Here is a 12,841-nt window from a genome sequence, read left to right as displayed (position 1 = left end):
GATTTTAGACCATACAAAATAGGAACAAACATTCAAAAAGGGATGGAAATTCCTGATGGAGCACCAAAATCAGTAGTAGAAATGATTTTTATTTATAATGTAAATGGTGTTGCAAAAGAATTTTCCGAAAAAGATTTGATGTCTATTCCAGATGGAGCCACTTTTGTTGATCGAAAAGACAAGATTATTACAGAAGGTTACGTTCCTCCTATACATGATTTTAGTATGCTAAAAGACGGTTCAGATTATAAAGATGAATTTTTAAATGAACCTAAATTAGTAATGATAGTTGCTTATGATTTAGTTAAAGCCAATGAAATGGGAATGAAAAAATTGGAAAAAATCAATAAAACTGCCAAATTAAAAGGATACAAAGTCATAGGAATGACAGCTTCTTCAACAGAAGAAATTGCAAATTATAAAAAATTATTTGGTTGGTCATTTGATTTCTATTTTTGTGATGGCACTGCTTTAAAAACAATAGAAAGAGCCAATCCGAGCATTGTAATTCTTGAAAAAGGAACTATAAAACAAAAAGTACATCACAATGATATTAGTAAGCTAAAATTATAAGTGTAGCGTATGGTAGCAATAAAAAAGAGCACTTCTGATAGAAGAAGAAAGAAAAAAATTCATATAGCATTTTGCGCAATTATTTTCATGATTGGGTATTACTTTCTTGAAATAGTTTCTAAAATTTTCGAAATTCCATTTGGCAATATTCCTTATGTGCTTCTGGGCTGTTCGTTAATGGGCGCTTCTAGCGTTTATGCGGGGTACTTGATACGGATTTTATATTTTAGTAAAAAAAAGAAAAGAACCCGACATTTTTATCTGAAAGACAATAAAGATGATATTGAATTAAAATAAATGCTTCTCAAAAAATCAATTTCAGTTAAAAATTTTCGCATGAAAAAAATATTAGTTTTACTTATTACTATAATAGTTATTTCTTGTTCAAATTCACAAAAAACAGAATTTTCTAAAGAAGCTTTAGATTCATCATTAGTAACAACTGATGCTTTTGAAATTACTTTTGAAAACATTCTTGAAAAACACAAAGGCAAAATTTTATTAGTTGAAATATGGGCTACATGGTGTGGTGATTGTGTGAAAGCAATGCCAAAAATGCATGAACTACAAGCTCAAAATCCTGATATTGATTTCTTATTCATTTCTATGGACAAATCTGTTGATCACTGGAAAAAAGGAATTGAAAAATATGATTTAAAAGGAGGTCATTATATGGCAAAAGATCAAATGAATGGTGTCTTTGCAAAAGCAATAGATTTAGATTGGATTCCACGCTATATAATTGTAGATCAAACTGGTAAAATTGCAGTTTACAAAGCTATTGAAACTGATTTTGATTTAATTAATACAACCTTAAAAGAGTTAAAAAAACAAACAATAAACAAATAATTATGAGAAAGAAGATTGTAGCAGGAAACTGGAAAATGAACAAAAATTCAGAACAAACTGAAATTTTATTAAACGAATTAATTGCACAAATACCCGCATCCTGTGACGCTAAAGTTATTGTAGCACCTACCTTTGTTAACTTAGCCTCAGCTGTAAATCATTTAAAAAATACACCAATTGGAGTGTCGGCACAAAATATGCATCAAGCAGCGAGTGGCGCTTACACAGGAGAAATTTCGGCAGACATGCTTAAAAATATAGGCGTGAATACTGTGATTCTTGGACACTCTGAACGTAGAGCCATTTTTCATGAAACAGACGCTTTGATTGCCAATAAAGTAGAAACTGCTTTACAAAATGACATGAATGTAATTTTCTGTTTTGGAGAGGAATTGAAAGACCGTCAATCTCAAAATCATTTTAATATTGTAGAAAATCAATTGAGAGACGGATTGTTTCACATACAAAAAAAGGATTGGGAAAAGATAGTTTTGGCTTACGAGCCAGTTTGGGCCATCGGAACTGGAGAAACTGCTAGCCCTGAACAAGCACAAGAAATGCACGAATTTATCAGAGAAACCGTTCGCAAATCTTTTGGAAGTGATGTTGCTGAAGATGTTTCTATACTATACGGTGGAAGCGTAAAACCTGATAATGCGAAAGAGATTTTCTCTAAATCAGATGTTGATGGTGGACTTATTGGTGGAGCTGCTCTAAATGCTAAAGATTTTATTGCTATTGTAACAGCTTTTTAATTTCAAAAAAAATAAATTAATAAATAGAGAGATTTGAATTGTATTCAAATCTCTTTTTTGTTATACAAAATCCTAGTAAATGATTATTACCTTTGCAAAAAATAAATTATGTCAAATATATATTTAGGTTTCCATTTTAAAGTTGAACCGAAAGAACTAGGCTCAGAAATTCTTATTGCCGAGTTAGGTGAATTACCTTTTGAGAGTTTTATCGATAGCGATTTTGGAATTGTAGCTTACATCCAAAAACCATTGTATACCGAAACTATTTTAGATGATTTATTCATTCTGAAATCTCCTGAATTTACCATATCCTATACCATAGAAGAAATAGACCAAGTCAATTGGAACGTGGAATGGGAGAAGAATTTTGAACCTATTGATGTTGACGGAAATTGTCATGTTCGAGCCCCATTTCATCCTAAAACCGATGCTGAATTTGATATTGTTATCGAACCCAAAATGAGTTTTGGCACTGGTCATCATGAAACGACTCATATGATGATTCAGCATTTGTTAGAAATAAATGTAACTGGAATGAAAACCCTTGATATGGGCTGCGGAACAGCTATTTTGGCCATTTTAGCAGAAATGAAAGGCGCACAACCTATTGATGCAATTGACATTGACAACTGGTGTTACCTCAACTCTATAGAAAATGCTGAACGAAATAATTGTCATCATATAACAGTTTACGAAGGTGATGCTGCATTGTTAAAAGACAAAAAATATGATTTGATTATTGCTAATATCAACAGAAACATTTTGTTGAATGATATGCAAACCTATGTTGATTGCCTTAATCCAAAAGGTACACTTTTGCTGAGTGGTTTTTATGAAGAAGATATTCCTTATATCGATGCTTCATGCACTGAAAAAGGTTTGTCGTATGTTAAAAAGTTTCAAAGAAACAATTGGGTGTCATTAAAATACGTAAATTAGTATCTCAAGAACTAAAAATAGTAATGGAAATAAAAAATCATTGGGAAACAGTATATAAAACCAAGCAACCCAACGAGGTTAGCTGGACACAAGAAAACCCAAAAACATCACTAGATTTAATTCGGCAAACCAATTTAGATAAATCTGTAAAAATTATTGATATAGGTGGTGGCGACAGCAGACTTGTTGATTTTTTATTAGCCGAAGGATATGAAAATGTATCGGTTTTGGATATTTCTTCTCAAGCATTAGAAAGAGCCAAAAATAGACTTGGAAAAAAAGCTGAAAAAATCAACTGGATTGTTTCGGACATAACCGAATTTAAACCTGAAACTACCTATGATATTTGGCATGATCGAGCTACATTTCATTTTTTGACAACAACAGAACAAATAGAAAAATATTTAGAAATCACTCAAAATTGGAACAACGGCTTTTTAATCATAGGAACTTTTTCAGAAAATGGACCAACAAAGTGTAGTGGTTTAGAAATTAAAAAATACACTGAAATAGAAATAGAGAATCAGTTTTCTGCTAATTATAAAAAACTGAAATGCATCACTGAAGATCATATTACTCCTTTTAAGACCAAACAAAATTTTACATTTTGTGCGTTTGAAAGAATAAATTAGAACCAATTATTTTTATTTAAACCTACAATTATCTAAAAATGAGTACAAAAGAAAAATTAAGAGAAAAAGTTAGTTTAAAAGAAGCCATTTCAATAAACAACGAAATTATCGTTTATAATGATGATGTCAACACCTTTGACCATGTTATAGAAACCTTAATTCGAGTTTGCGACCATACTCCAGAACAAGCTGAACAGTGTTCTTTGATTGTTCATTACAATGGAAAATGCACTGTAAAAACGGGTGTTTTAGAGAAATTAAAACCGCAATGCACCCAATTACTCGAAGCTGGTTTAAGTGCCGAAATAGTTTAATTTTTAAGTTTCCAACCTTCAAAATGTTGGAAGCTTTAAATTAATGTGGTAATTTATCCCTAATTACTCCATACAAAAAAGTTCCAAAAAGCGCACCAAAAAGTACCAAAATTACAGGTAAAAAACCAGCGCCCAATAAAATAAATATTGGCCCAGGACAAGATCCTACTAAAGCCCAACCAAATCCGAAGAATATTCCACCTATCCAATATCTCAAAGAACCGGGTTCTTTATCCAAAATTTCAATGGGTAAGCCTTGAATATCTTTTATTTTTTTTCTTTTGATGATTTGAATTCCAATAACACCCGTAACAACTGCAGTCATAATAATTCCATACATATGAAAGGATTGAAACTGGAACATTTCATAGATTCTGTACCAAGAAACTGCTTCGGATTTGGTCAAAACAATTCCGAATACAAAACCAACTACTATATATTTTAAAGCTTTCATAGTTAAAATAATAAAGGTAAAATAAAATGAGACATAATCAATCCACCTATAAAAAATCCAATCACAGCTTTTAATGATTTTAATTGAAAATTGCTCAGTCCAGAAATAGCATGTCCTGAAGTACACCCACTAGCATAACGGGTTCCAAAACCAATTAATACGCCACCAATGAGTAAAATAAAAATAATTTTAGGGGATTGAAAAGCGTCTATTCCAAACAAAGTATTAGGCATTAATTTTCCGTTAGGTGCATCAATACCAAGCCCAGTTAACTGCAAAATTGTTTTAGGATTAACAGCAACGTTTGAAGAGTCCGACATGAAATTAACAGCAAAAAAACCTCCCAACATAGCACCAATAACAACCATCAAATTCCAAAGTTGCCCTTTCCAATCAAAGTCAAAAAAAGACACTTTTTTTCCTATTCCAGTCATGGCGCATAAAGTGCTCAAATTTGAGGACATCCCAAATAGTTTACCAAAATAAATTAGGCAAAGCATAATCATTCCTATCAAAAACCCTGAAATATGCCAAGGCCAAGTTTTAAAAAATATTTCCATTATGTTTAATTTAAGTAACAAAAATAGAACTTCTTATGAAATAAAATACACAATACTTATGTTCAAATTATTGTTTATAGGAATTTAAATACCTGTCTTTTGTTTTCTTACTTTTGTCACGGATATTAAAATTATAAATTTGAATGCTTATTAACTTCAAACTAAACAACTACGGACTTGAAGTCCATAGGTTTGGTTGGCAGACTAAAAGTCTGCACGGTTGAATAACTTAATTTTTTGACAAGAATTACACAAATTAGCACAAATTAATTCATGAAAATTTGTGGCAAAGTTTTTAGAACCTGAAAGGGAAATGCACTAAAGTGCATAGTTTTAACTATTATTGAGACCAATAAATAACCAAAGATGAAAAAAATAATTCCAATTATTGCCTTATTATTACTTATATCATCTTGTGTGAGCACAAAATCTACTATTAAAAATGTAGATAATAATGCCCCAATTCCTAAATTATTAAACAAGAATACTTTTCTTATCACTGAATATAGTAAGGATAAAAAATATGGTTATAACAAAGATTACCCTATCAATATATTTTACATTAATACCAAAAATGAAACCCTAAACCAACAAAGGTTTCTTAATGCATTGGCGGGGCCTAATGGAGAAAATATAACTTACACTAAATTAGAAAGTTGCTGCCCTTTTCCAACCAATAGAAGTGAAATGGGAGCCGGTTTTTTGGATGTTTATGAAATAAAATGGGAAGGTCAAAAAAATCCAGTTGTCTTATATTTAAACATCTATGAAAAAGGAATTTTAATGGTTCCGATGGGACTTAGTTTACAGAAAAATTAATGGAAAATCCCTAATAATAATCACAAATCCTAACTATCTTTGCCCTTTCAAAAAATTACGTTATGAACCTATCCCAAATTCCTCAAATAAAACATATTGATAGCGGCAATTTTTTTCTTTTAGCTGGTCCTTGTGCCATTGAAAGTGAAGAAATGGCCATGAGAATCGCCGAAAAACTAATTGGAATTACCGATAAGCTTGAAATTCCATTGGTATTTAAAGGATCATTTAAAAAAGCCAATCGCTCTAGAATTGATAGTTTTTCAGGAATAGGTGATGAAAAAGCATTGCGAATACTTCGAAAAGTTTCTGAAACATTTAAAGTTCCAACAGTAACCGATATTCATACCAACGAAGATGCGGCAATGGCAGCTCAGTATGTTGATGTGCTTCAAATTCCCGCATTTTTAGTTCGACAAACCGATTTGGTTGTAGCAGCAGCCAATACCGGAAAGGTAGTCAACCTCAAAAAAGGACAATTTATGAGTCCTGAAAGCATGAAACATGCCGTTCAAAAAGTTTTGGATTGCAATAATCAAAACGTGATGGTTACTGATAGAGGCACCATGTTTGGCTATCAAGATATGATTGTTGATTTTCGAGGGATTCCTACTATGCAACAATACGCATCTACCGTTCTTGATGTTACCCATTCTTTACAACAACCCAATCAGACTGCAGGAGTAACTGGAGGAAGACCTGACATGATTGAAACAATTGCCAAAGCGGGGATTGCTGTAGGTGTTGACGGACTATTTATAGAAACCCATTTTGACCCTGCCAATGCCAAAAGTGACGGTGCCAATATGCTTCATTTAGATTATTTTGAAGCTTTGATGACAAAGTTAGTTGCCATTCGCAAAACAATAAATGCCTTTTAAAATAGTAATGAAAAACCCTTATATATTACTTTTACTTTGTTTAATATTTAGTAAAGGTTTATCACAAGAATCAAATCAAATTACCACCAAATACACCGCTAATAATAAAGGAAAATTTTTCATCTATTGGGGCGGAAATAGAGATTCGTACACTAAATCAGATATTAATTTTAAGGGGGCAGATTATGATTTTACATTGTATGATGTAAAAGCACATGACATCAAAAAAGGTTGGCATTTAGATTATATTAATCCTAAAGCCATGACTATTCCCCAAACTAATTTTAGGATGGGTTACTATATTTCGAACCATTATAATATTTCAATTGGTGAAGATCACATGAAGTATCAAATGTTTCAAGATAAAGCAGTCAATATTACTGGAAGTTATCCAAATCCTGGAACTTATAATGAATTATTACCCAATAATCAAGTATTACTAACTGAAGACTTTTTAACTTTTGAGCACACTGACGGTTTAAATTATATTAATGCCGAAATTGCTCGCGTTGATGACTTATCAAAATTCCTAAACTTACCCAATACAGATAAATTTCAAATCAATATCACTGAAGGCATTGGTGCAGGCATATTATATCCAAAAACCAATGCAAAACTGTTGGGTAAAGATCGACATGATGATTTTCATGTTTCTGGTTATGGGATTTCTGCAAAAGCAGGCTTAAATTTCACATTTTACAAACACTTTTTTATTCAAACCGAATTAAAAGGAGGATATATCGATATGTCTGATATTAAAACTACCAATGATAATGCTGATAGTGCTTCTCAACATTTTATGTTTTTACAAAGAATTATTGCTTTTGGAGGGATTTTTAAAATTTAGAACAAAACTTAAATAAAATAATTATTTTCCATCAACATAATCTTGTAAATAGCTATACCTAGTAGTAAGTTTACCTTTTTCGGTTATTTTAGCTCGTTGCAAAATCCCATCTTTATCCCCGTTAAAAAAAGCGGGCATAACATGTTCTAAAAACATTTCACCAAAACCTTCGCTGGCTTCTTTTGGCAGTTCACAGGGTAAATTATCAACAGCCATAACCACAATTGCTGCGGGATGAAAAACTTCTACTTCTTTATTTTCGCTTGGTAAATAACCATATAAGGGTTCATCAGTAGTAGAAGATCTTAGCGTACAGGCAATAGATCCATTGACATCACAGGAAATGTCAGCAACTATTTTTAGTTTACAGTTGTTAGCCTGAAGCATTTCGCGAGTTAGAATTACGGGAGCGTTATTAGCATGAAAATGTGCTGTAATATAAATATCTGACACTTTAGTAAATCGCTCAAAATCGGAACTATAATCCTGTGGATTTTCGAAAAAATCGTTATTGTCAATCACTTGACCATCTTTGCGTTTATTATAATCTAAAACATCAATTTGGGTATAAACAGCTTGAGCATACTTTTTAGTCAAATAATCTTCGGGTGAAACTTTTTTTATCTTTATAGCATCAAAAACCGCTGCAACACCTCCACCAACTTTACCGGTCCCCGTAACAACAAATTTTAAAGGGGGTAATACTATTCTTTTTAAATGAGTAATTAAAGCTTCTTTTCCTGAAAGCGTGGCAGCTTTAGGCAATTTAAACAATTCAAATTTGATTCCAAAAGCACGAATAGCATTGTAGGCGCCCACAATTCCAGCATATTTTCCAAAACCAATTAATCTTATGTTATATTGATTAACAATGGTTTCATAATCATACAAATCAATTTTGTATTTTAAAATAGCTTGTAATAATTTTTGATTATGGGGTTGTTCTTTGATGGTATGCGAAAAAAAGAAATAGGTTTTATTTGGAATTAATGCATCAATAGGAACTTCTTTTACACCCAAAAAAATAGCACAATCGCTAATATCATTTTCAACAGCAATATTTAAATTTTGATATTCTTTATCTGTAAAAACCCGAAAATCGGAACTTTCAACTTTTATCTCGACCTCCGGATAAATTTGCTTTAATTCCAACAATGCATTAGGCGAAAATACTACTCTTCGATCAGGTGGATTTTTTCTCTCTTTTATAATTCCAAATTTCATAACGTTGCTTAATGATTTACCATAAAAGTAGTTATTAAATTAAAAATAAATTCCTTTTATAGTAAATAGTTTAAGCTTAAAAAACTAATTCGCTGAAAATTATAAACATACCTACATTCAAAACTTTTAAACAATCAACTGTTACTATTTTTATGTTAAATCATAAATTAACAATCGTTAGATTGAATATATTTGCTTTTCTAGCCAAAATAAAATGAACCTTCTTCAACGCTTAAACATACTGTATTTACTAATCTTGATTTTAGTTTTAAGTTCGTGTACAAATAAAAAAAAAGTAGAATTACTTGATTCTGAACTTCCAAAAAATGTTTTGCCTAAAATGAAACCTGTCATCAATGAATCTCCAAAATTAACAGCAGATTACATTCGTAAAACCAAAAATAGAATTGATTCCTTTTACAACAAAAACTGGCCTTACAACAGTGAAAATGGCGGGTTTCTAGTAGCTAAAAATGGTCAGATTCTTTATGAACGTTATAATGGATTTGCCAATTTCAATCATAAAACACTCATTGATAAAAACACTCCTTTACACATTGCCTCGGTAAGTAAGGTATTAACTGCTACTGCAATATTAAAGTTAATCAATGCTAAAAAAATGGATTTAGACCAAAAAGTAAATACCATTTTAAAAGAGTTTCCGTTTCCTGAAGTCACCATTAGAACGTTATTAAACCATCGAAGTGGTATGAGAAACTATTCTTATTTTACCGATAAAAAAGAAATTTGGGATAAGCATAAAACATTAACCAATCAAGATTTATTGAACCTCATGGTAACCAAAAATATTGAATTAGAATACAAAACAGATACTCATTTTAGTTACTGTAATACTAATTATGCTATGTTAGCTTTAATTATCGAAAAAATAACAGGACTATCATACAAAGAAGCAATGAAAAAAATCATATTTGAGCCTTTAGGCATGAAAGACACCTATGTTTTTGATTATGAAAAAGACAAAAAAACGGCATTCCCATCATACAAAGGAAATTGGGTACAAATTGGTTTGGATTATTTAGATGCCATTTATGGAGATAAAAACATTTATTCTACACCTCGAGATTTATTAAAACTAGACCGAGCCAGAAGCGCTTCCAGTTTTTTAAACCCTAAGTTACTAGAACAAGTGTACACTGGATACAGCAATGAACACAAAGGCAAAAGAAATTATGGCCTTGGTATTCGGATGACGGAATTAGATCCCGGTATAACTTTATATTATCACAACGGCTGGTGGCATGGCAGTACGACATCCTATGTTACTTTACGAAAAGAAAACGTTACTATCATTGCACTTTCAAACAAGTATTCAAAAAGCCCTTATAATATTCGAAAACTTTCGGCATTATTTGGCAATTATCCATTTCACTTAGATGATGATTCGGAATAATTTTTATGATGAAATTATAAAAATTGTTTACAAAGTATCCCTTTGAATAATGTATATTTGTAAATTGAAATCTAAAATCTAAAAATGGGGTCGACTGGTTTTGACAGCAAGTCGAATTGAAAAGTAAGCACGTCGAGAACTGGGACAATTCTCGTTAATAAAAGGTTTCAAAACACATACACGGCGAAGGAAACTACGCTCTTGCTGCATAATCTGAATTATAGTAAGATTAGCCTCGCTCCTATCAGATAGGAGAGCAGGATTTACCTCGAAAGCTCTGGTTTATAGCGGTCGATAAAGGTGAATCGTAAATTTAAACCTAGATTACCATAAGCTTCGGGTGGTTTTCGAAATTAAGAAGATAAGCGTTTGGTGGTTGTTTCTGTCCTAGCCCAACGTCGAAAACTCAAACAGGAAATAAACGTGTAGAAAGCTCTTTAGTTGCTTGTTTGGACGGGAGTTCGACTCTCCCCGACTCCACTAATTCTTTACCAATAAGAACTAAACGCCCATAAATATTAGGATTTACGGGCGTTTTTATTTTTTCTAATCCCATTTACTCCGCATAACTTTGAAAGTAGTTTATTTATCAACCTGATTTGTTAATAGCAAAATTCTTATACTACTTTCAAATTGTTTGTTTTTATATTCCTTACTGAAATTCTTGGTAAACTCAAATATGCCCATCAATAAATCGTAAGTGGTTTTGTAAACTGGTCCGCCTGAAAGTAGTTTCATTTTTATAAAAAAAGGACTTTTTCCATTTTTTTTTCAAAGTATCTAATCCTTGATACAGCGCACTGAAAAACCAGCTATCTTATGGTAGTCGCTTGTGGCAGCATTATCGAGATAGTAATACAGAATACGGAACAAGGCGCTTGGCTTAGAGAACTCTGACGAACTCCACCAATAACCGTAGAAGCCAATATAGTAGAATGTACCATTGAAGTCGCGATACCCTCCGGGAAGCCCTGAAAAACCGCTCTCGTTGGTAGCTCTTATGTTGGGTGTTGCCCACTTGCCGTTACTACTTGTGGTATTCTCTGTTGTTTTCATCTTGCCACCTGCTATAGTTTCACCACCTAAATTGTCGGTTAATGTTGTCCATTCGGCGTCTGTGGGTATATGCCACCCTTTTGGTGCTAATCCCCTTGGGTCGTGCACCGCATACCAATTGTAAAGCTTACCATAAATAGGGCCATTTAATTCGTCAATATTATAGTAACACCAGGCACCTGTTTTTAAAGTTGCCCATGCCTTAGGATCCGTCACTTGGGGAATAACATCTCCATTGCGATAGGTTAAAACATTGAGATTCTCACTCGTCCACTGCTGCGTGCCTATTACAATTGAAGGTAAAAATCCTTGATTTGTTGACTTTAATTCTAAAAGAGAGGAGCTATTCTCATTTGATGGATCTACTCCACCAATTTTTACTTGGGCATTTGAAAGGTAGATCACTACTAGTGCTACTACTAAAAACAGTTGTTTCATAATTTATGGTAATGGTAATTAACTCACAAAAATAGAAGAAAATTTATTATCAACAAGAGATTTAAGAAGCATTCCGTTAAAAAAGAAATGATATCAATAACTACTGATCAATGCAAGAAAATATTTCTTCAACTGCAATCGTTCGCATAGCATTTTCATATCCTTCCACTTTTTTATTTACATACTCCGACGTAGGCAATTTTGGAAACAAATTCCTATTCTCCTGGTGCTCGTCTGTGACGAGTACCTACTTCCTTTTATCAAATCAAACTAAGCGTTTTCATTGCAGCCCCTCTCCATTTTATTCTAATAACGCCATCTGGCGCTTGTCTTTGAAGAGTACCTCCTTAAATCTAAATTCAATTCGAAGCGTTTAACTAAGTGATTTTTCTCACTATGTTTACATTCCCAAATCATAAGATAATGAAACTAAAATTATTTTTTCTAGTACTACTCCCTTTTTATGTTTGGCTCATATACTAGCATATTACAATGCAATTGATTTTTCTAAAACGGGAGACAACCTCAAAACGCAATTAACATAACTCATTACAAATACCCATATCATCAACTTGCCCTTCACAGCAACAGGAACCACTGATGACTGGGATACTTTGTCACAAACGGATTTAGACACTAACAACAGTAACAAGGTTTTGCTTGTCTATGACTATAATGATGGCAGAGACAATGCGACAGTTTTACAAAATGGCAACTGGTACCTAGGTGATGAATAGAAAGGTGATATTGCCCGTATAGTATATAGGCTTAAGCGAATGATTTTAAATTATAGAACATTAAGTCAATTAAAATGAAGTTTTGAATTAAATTTTAATATTATCTGTAAGAAAATTTTTAATATTAATTGATTGTCCGTAATTACCCCTAATTAAATAAAAAGGCTTTTTAAAAAAAAAAAAAAGCGATGAATCTATTCAATTTTAAAGCAAATTTTAGGAGTGAAGAGTCTTGTAGACTTGATTTTAAAGAAGAAAGAGATAAAATCGGAGTTCAATGTAAATGCGGAAGCAAAGAACATTTTTGGATAAAAAGCAGTTGGAGTTATGAATGTAAAAAATGCAG

General features: G+C 32.2%; 16 protein-coding genes, 1 other RNA gene and 2 pseudogenes. 14 read left to right on the top strand and 5 right to left on the bottom strand.

Going from position 1 to position 12,841, the window contains the following annotated elements; genetic code table 11:
* From ACKVOD_RS02675 to ACKVOD_RS02645, 7 genes and pseudogenes are all read left to right on the top strand, one after another.
* A pseudogene (locus ACKVOD_RS02675) lies at nucleotides 1-573 on the top strand (DoxX family protein); the annotation flags it as partial.
* Between the two features lie 9 nt (nucleotides 574-582).
* Entirely contained in the window at nucleotides 583-870 is a 288-nt protein-coding gene (locus tag ACKVOD_RS02670) for a hypothetical protein (protein ID WP_409207938.1), read from the top strand.
* Between the two features lie 39 nt (nucleotides 871-909).
* Entirely contained in the window at nucleotides 910-1,422 is a 513-nt protein-coding gene (locus ACKVOD_RS02665; RefSeq protein ID WP_409207937.1) for a TlpA family protein disulfide reductase, read from the top strand.
* Between the two features lie 2 nt (nucleotides 1,423-1,424).
* Nucleotides 1,425-2,177, top strand: coding sequence for a triose-phosphate isomerase (gene tpiA, locus ACKVOD_RS02660; protein WP_409207936.1), 753 nt, complete (start codon nucleotides 1,425-1,427; stop codon nucleotides 2,175-2,177).
* Nucleotides 2,178-2,285: 108 nt separating this feature from the next.
* Nucleotides 2,286-3,119 (top strand): 50S ribosomal protein L11 methyltransferase, encoded by an 834-nt coding sequence (gene prmA, locus ACKVOD_RS02655; protein ID WP_409207935.1) that lies wholly within the window; start codon nucleotides 2,286-2,288, stop codon nucleotides 3,117-3,119.
* Nucleotides 3,120-3,142: 23 nt separating this feature from the next.
* Complete coding sequence (locus ACKVOD_RS02650) at nucleotides 3,143-3,751, top strand: class I SAM-dependent methyltransferase (protein WP_409207934.1); 609 nt, start codon at nucleotides 3,143-3,145, stop codon at nucleotides 3,749-3,751.
* Between the two features lie 38 nt (nucleotides 3,752-3,789).
* The gene (locus ACKVOD_RS02645) at nucleotides 3,790-4,065 is read left to right on the top strand and encodes an ATP-dependent Clp protease adaptor ClpS (RefSeq protein ID WP_409207933.1); all 276 of its coding nucleotides are present in this window, start codon (nucleotides 3,790-3,792) and stop codon (nucleotides 4,063-4,065) included.
* 40 nt (nucleotides 4,066-4,105) lie between these two features.
* Here ACKVOD_RS02645 and ACKVOD_RS02640 read toward each other — a convergent pair whose 3' ends face one another.
* Both ACKVOD_RS02640 and ACKVOD_RS02635 read right to left on the bottom strand, forming a co-directional pair.
* Nucleotides 4,106-4,519 (bottom strand): DUF6691 family protein, encoded by a 414-nt coding sequence (locus ACKVOD_RS02640; RefSeq protein ID WP_409207932.1) that lies wholly within the window; start codon nucleotides 4,517-4,519, stop codon nucleotides 4,106-4,108.
* Nucleotides 4,520-4,521: 2 nt separating this feature from the next.
* The gene (locus ACKVOD_RS02635) at nucleotides 4,522-5,079 is read right to left on the bottom strand and encodes a YeeE/YedE family protein (RefSeq protein WP_409207931.1); all 558 of its coding nucleotides are present in this window, start codon (nucleotides 5,077-5,079) and stop codon (nucleotides 4,522-4,524) included.
* 366 nt (nucleotides 5,080-5,445) lie between these two features.
* Here ACKVOD_RS02635 and ACKVOD_RS02630 point away from each other — a divergent pair, with 366 nt between their 5' ends.
* The 3 genes from ACKVOD_RS02630 (at nucleotide 5,446) to ACKVOD_RS02620 (ending at nucleotide 7,626) form a co-directional block, all read left to right on the top strand.
* Entirely contained in the window at nucleotides 5,446-5,898 is a 453-nt protein-coding gene (locus tag ACKVOD_RS02630) for a 2-dehydro-3-deoxyphosphooctonate aldolase (RefSeq protein WP_409207930.1), read from the top strand.
* 62 nt (nucleotides 5,899-5,960) lie between these two features.
* Entirely contained in the window at nucleotides 5,961-6,779 is an 819-nt protein-coding gene (gene kdsA, locus ACKVOD_RS02625) for a 3-deoxy-8-phosphooctulonate synthase (protein ID WP_409207929.1), read from the top strand.
* 7 nt (nucleotides 6,780-6,786) lie between these two features.
* On the top strand, nucleotides 6,787-7,626 hold the full coding sequence (locus ACKVOD_RS02620) for a hypothetical protein (protein ID WP_409207928.1): 840 nt from the start codon (nucleotides 6,787-6,789) through the stop codon (nucleotides 7,624-7,626).
* Between the two features lie 21 nt (nucleotides 7,627-7,647).
* Here the strand turns inward: ACKVOD_RS02620 and ACKVOD_RS02615 are convergent, their stop codons facing one another.
* Complete coding sequence (locus tag ACKVOD_RS02615) at nucleotides 7,648-8,850, bottom strand: NAD(P)-dependent oxidoreductase (protein WP_409207927.1); 1,203 nt, start codon at nucleotides 8,848-8,850, stop codon at nucleotides 7,648-7,650.
* A 214-nt stretch (nucleotides 8,851-9,064) separates the two neighbouring features.
* On the opposite strand from ACKVOD_RS02615, the gene ACKVOD_RS02610 reads away from it, so the two are divergent.
* On the top strand, nucleotides 9,065-10,264 hold the full coding sequence (locus ACKVOD_RS02610; protein ID WP_409207926.1) for a serine hydrolase domain-containing protein: 1,200 nt from the start codon (nucleotides 9,065-9,067) through the stop codon (nucleotides 10,262-10,264).
* A gap of 86 nt (nucleotides 10,265-10,350) precedes the next feature.
* Nucleotides 10,351-10,747: a transfer-messenger RNA gene (gene ssrA / locus ACKVOD_RS02605) on the top strand.
* 99 nt (nucleotides 10,748-10,846) lie between these two features.
* On the opposite strand, the gene ACKVOD_RS02600 is transcribed toward ssrA, so the two are convergent.
* On the bottom strand, nucleotides 10,847-11,002 hold the full coding sequence (locus ACKVOD_RS02600; protein ID WP_409207925.1) for a hypothetical protein: 156 nt from the start codon (nucleotides 11,000-11,002) through the stop codon (nucleotides 10,847-10,849).
* Nucleotides 11,003-11,044: 42 nt separating this feature from the next.
* The gene (locus tag ACKVOD_RS02595) at nucleotides 11,045-11,758 is read right to left on the bottom strand and encodes a fibrobacter succinogenes major paralogous domain-containing protein (protein WP_409207924.1); all 714 of its coding nucleotides are present in this window, start codon (nucleotides 11,756-11,758) and stop codon (nucleotides 11,045-11,047) included.
* A 572-nt stretch (nucleotides 11,759-12,330) separates the two neighbouring features.
* On the opposite strand from ACKVOD_RS02595, the gene ACKVOD_RS02590 reads away from it, so the two are divergent.
* Nucleotides 12,331-12,495, top strand: coding sequence for a hypothetical protein (locus ACKVOD_RS02590; protein WP_409207923.1), 165 nt, complete (start codon nucleotides 12,331-12,333; stop codon nucleotides 12,493-12,495).
* Between the two features lie 188 nt (nucleotides 12,496-12,683).
* Nucleotides 12,684-12,841, top strand: a pseudogene (locus tag ACKVOD_RS02585) (IS1595 family transposase); the annotation flags it as partial.

Source organism: Flavobacterium sp. (assembly GCF_046155325.1).
GTDB lineage: Bacteria > Bacteroidota > Bacteroidia > Flavobacteriales > Flavobacteriaceae > Flavobacterium.
This window is presented reverse-complemented; position numbering and strand designations above follow the sequence as displayed.

Bases quoted from the DNA above. Each gene is read 5' to 3' on its own strand.
- ACKVOD_RS02670 (WP_409207938.1), top strand. From the start codon at position 583: ATGGTAGCAATAAAAAAGAGCACTTCTGATAGAAGAAGAAAGAAAAAA.
- ACKVOD_RS02665 (WP_409207937.1), top strand. From the start codon at position 910: ATGAAAAAAATATTAGTTTTACTTATTACTATAATAGTTATTTCTTGT.
- tpiA (WP_409207936.1), top strand. From the start codon at position 1,425: ATGAGAAAGAAGATTGTAGCAGGAAACTGGAAAATGAACAAAAATTCA.
- prmA (WP_409207935.1), top strand. From the start codon at position 2,286: ATGTCAAATATATATTTAGGTTTCCATTTTAAAGTTGAACCGAAAGAA.
- ACKVOD_RS02650 (WP_409207934.1), top strand. From the start codon at position 3,143: ATGGAAATAAAAAATCATTGGGAAACAGTATATAAAACCAAGCAACCC.
- ACKVOD_RS02645 (WP_409207933.1), top strand. From the start codon at position 3,790: ATGAGTACAAAAGAAAAATTAAGAGAAAAAGTTAGTTTAAAAGAAGCC.
- ACKVOD_RS02640 (WP_409207932.1), bottom strand. From the start codon at position 4,519: ATGAAAGCTTTAAAATATATAGTAGTTGGTTTTGTATTCGGAATTGTT.
- ACKVOD_RS02635 (WP_409207931.1), bottom strand. From the start codon at position 5,079: ATGGAAATATTTTTTAAAACTTGGCCTTGGCATATTTCAGGGTTTTTG.
- ACKVOD_RS02630 (WP_409207930.1), top strand. From the start codon at position 5,446: ATGAAAAAAATAATTCCAATTATTGCCTTATTATTACTTATATCATCT.
- kdsA (WP_409207929.1), top strand. From the start codon at position 5,961: ATGAACCTATCCCAAATTCCTCAAATAAAACATATTGATAGCGGCAAT.
- ACKVOD_RS02620 (WP_409207928.1), top strand. From the start codon at position 6,787: ATGAAAAACCCTTATATATTACTTTTACTTTGTTTAATATTTAGTAAA.
- ACKVOD_RS02615 (WP_409207927.1), bottom strand. From the start codon at position 8,850: ATGAAATTTGGAATTATAAAAGAGAGAAAAAATCCACCTGATCGAAGA.
- ACKVOD_RS02610 (WP_409207926.1), top strand. From the start codon at position 9,065: ATGAACCTTCTTCAACGCTTAAACATACTGTATTTACTAATCTTGATT.
- ACKVOD_RS02600 (WP_409207925.1), bottom strand. From the start codon at position 11,002: ATGAAACTACTTTCAGGCGGACCAGTTTACAAAACCACTTACGATTTA.
- ACKVOD_RS02595 (WP_409207924.1), bottom strand. From the start codon at position 11,758: ATGAAACAACTGTTTTTAGTAGTAGCACTAGTAGTGATCTACCTTTCA.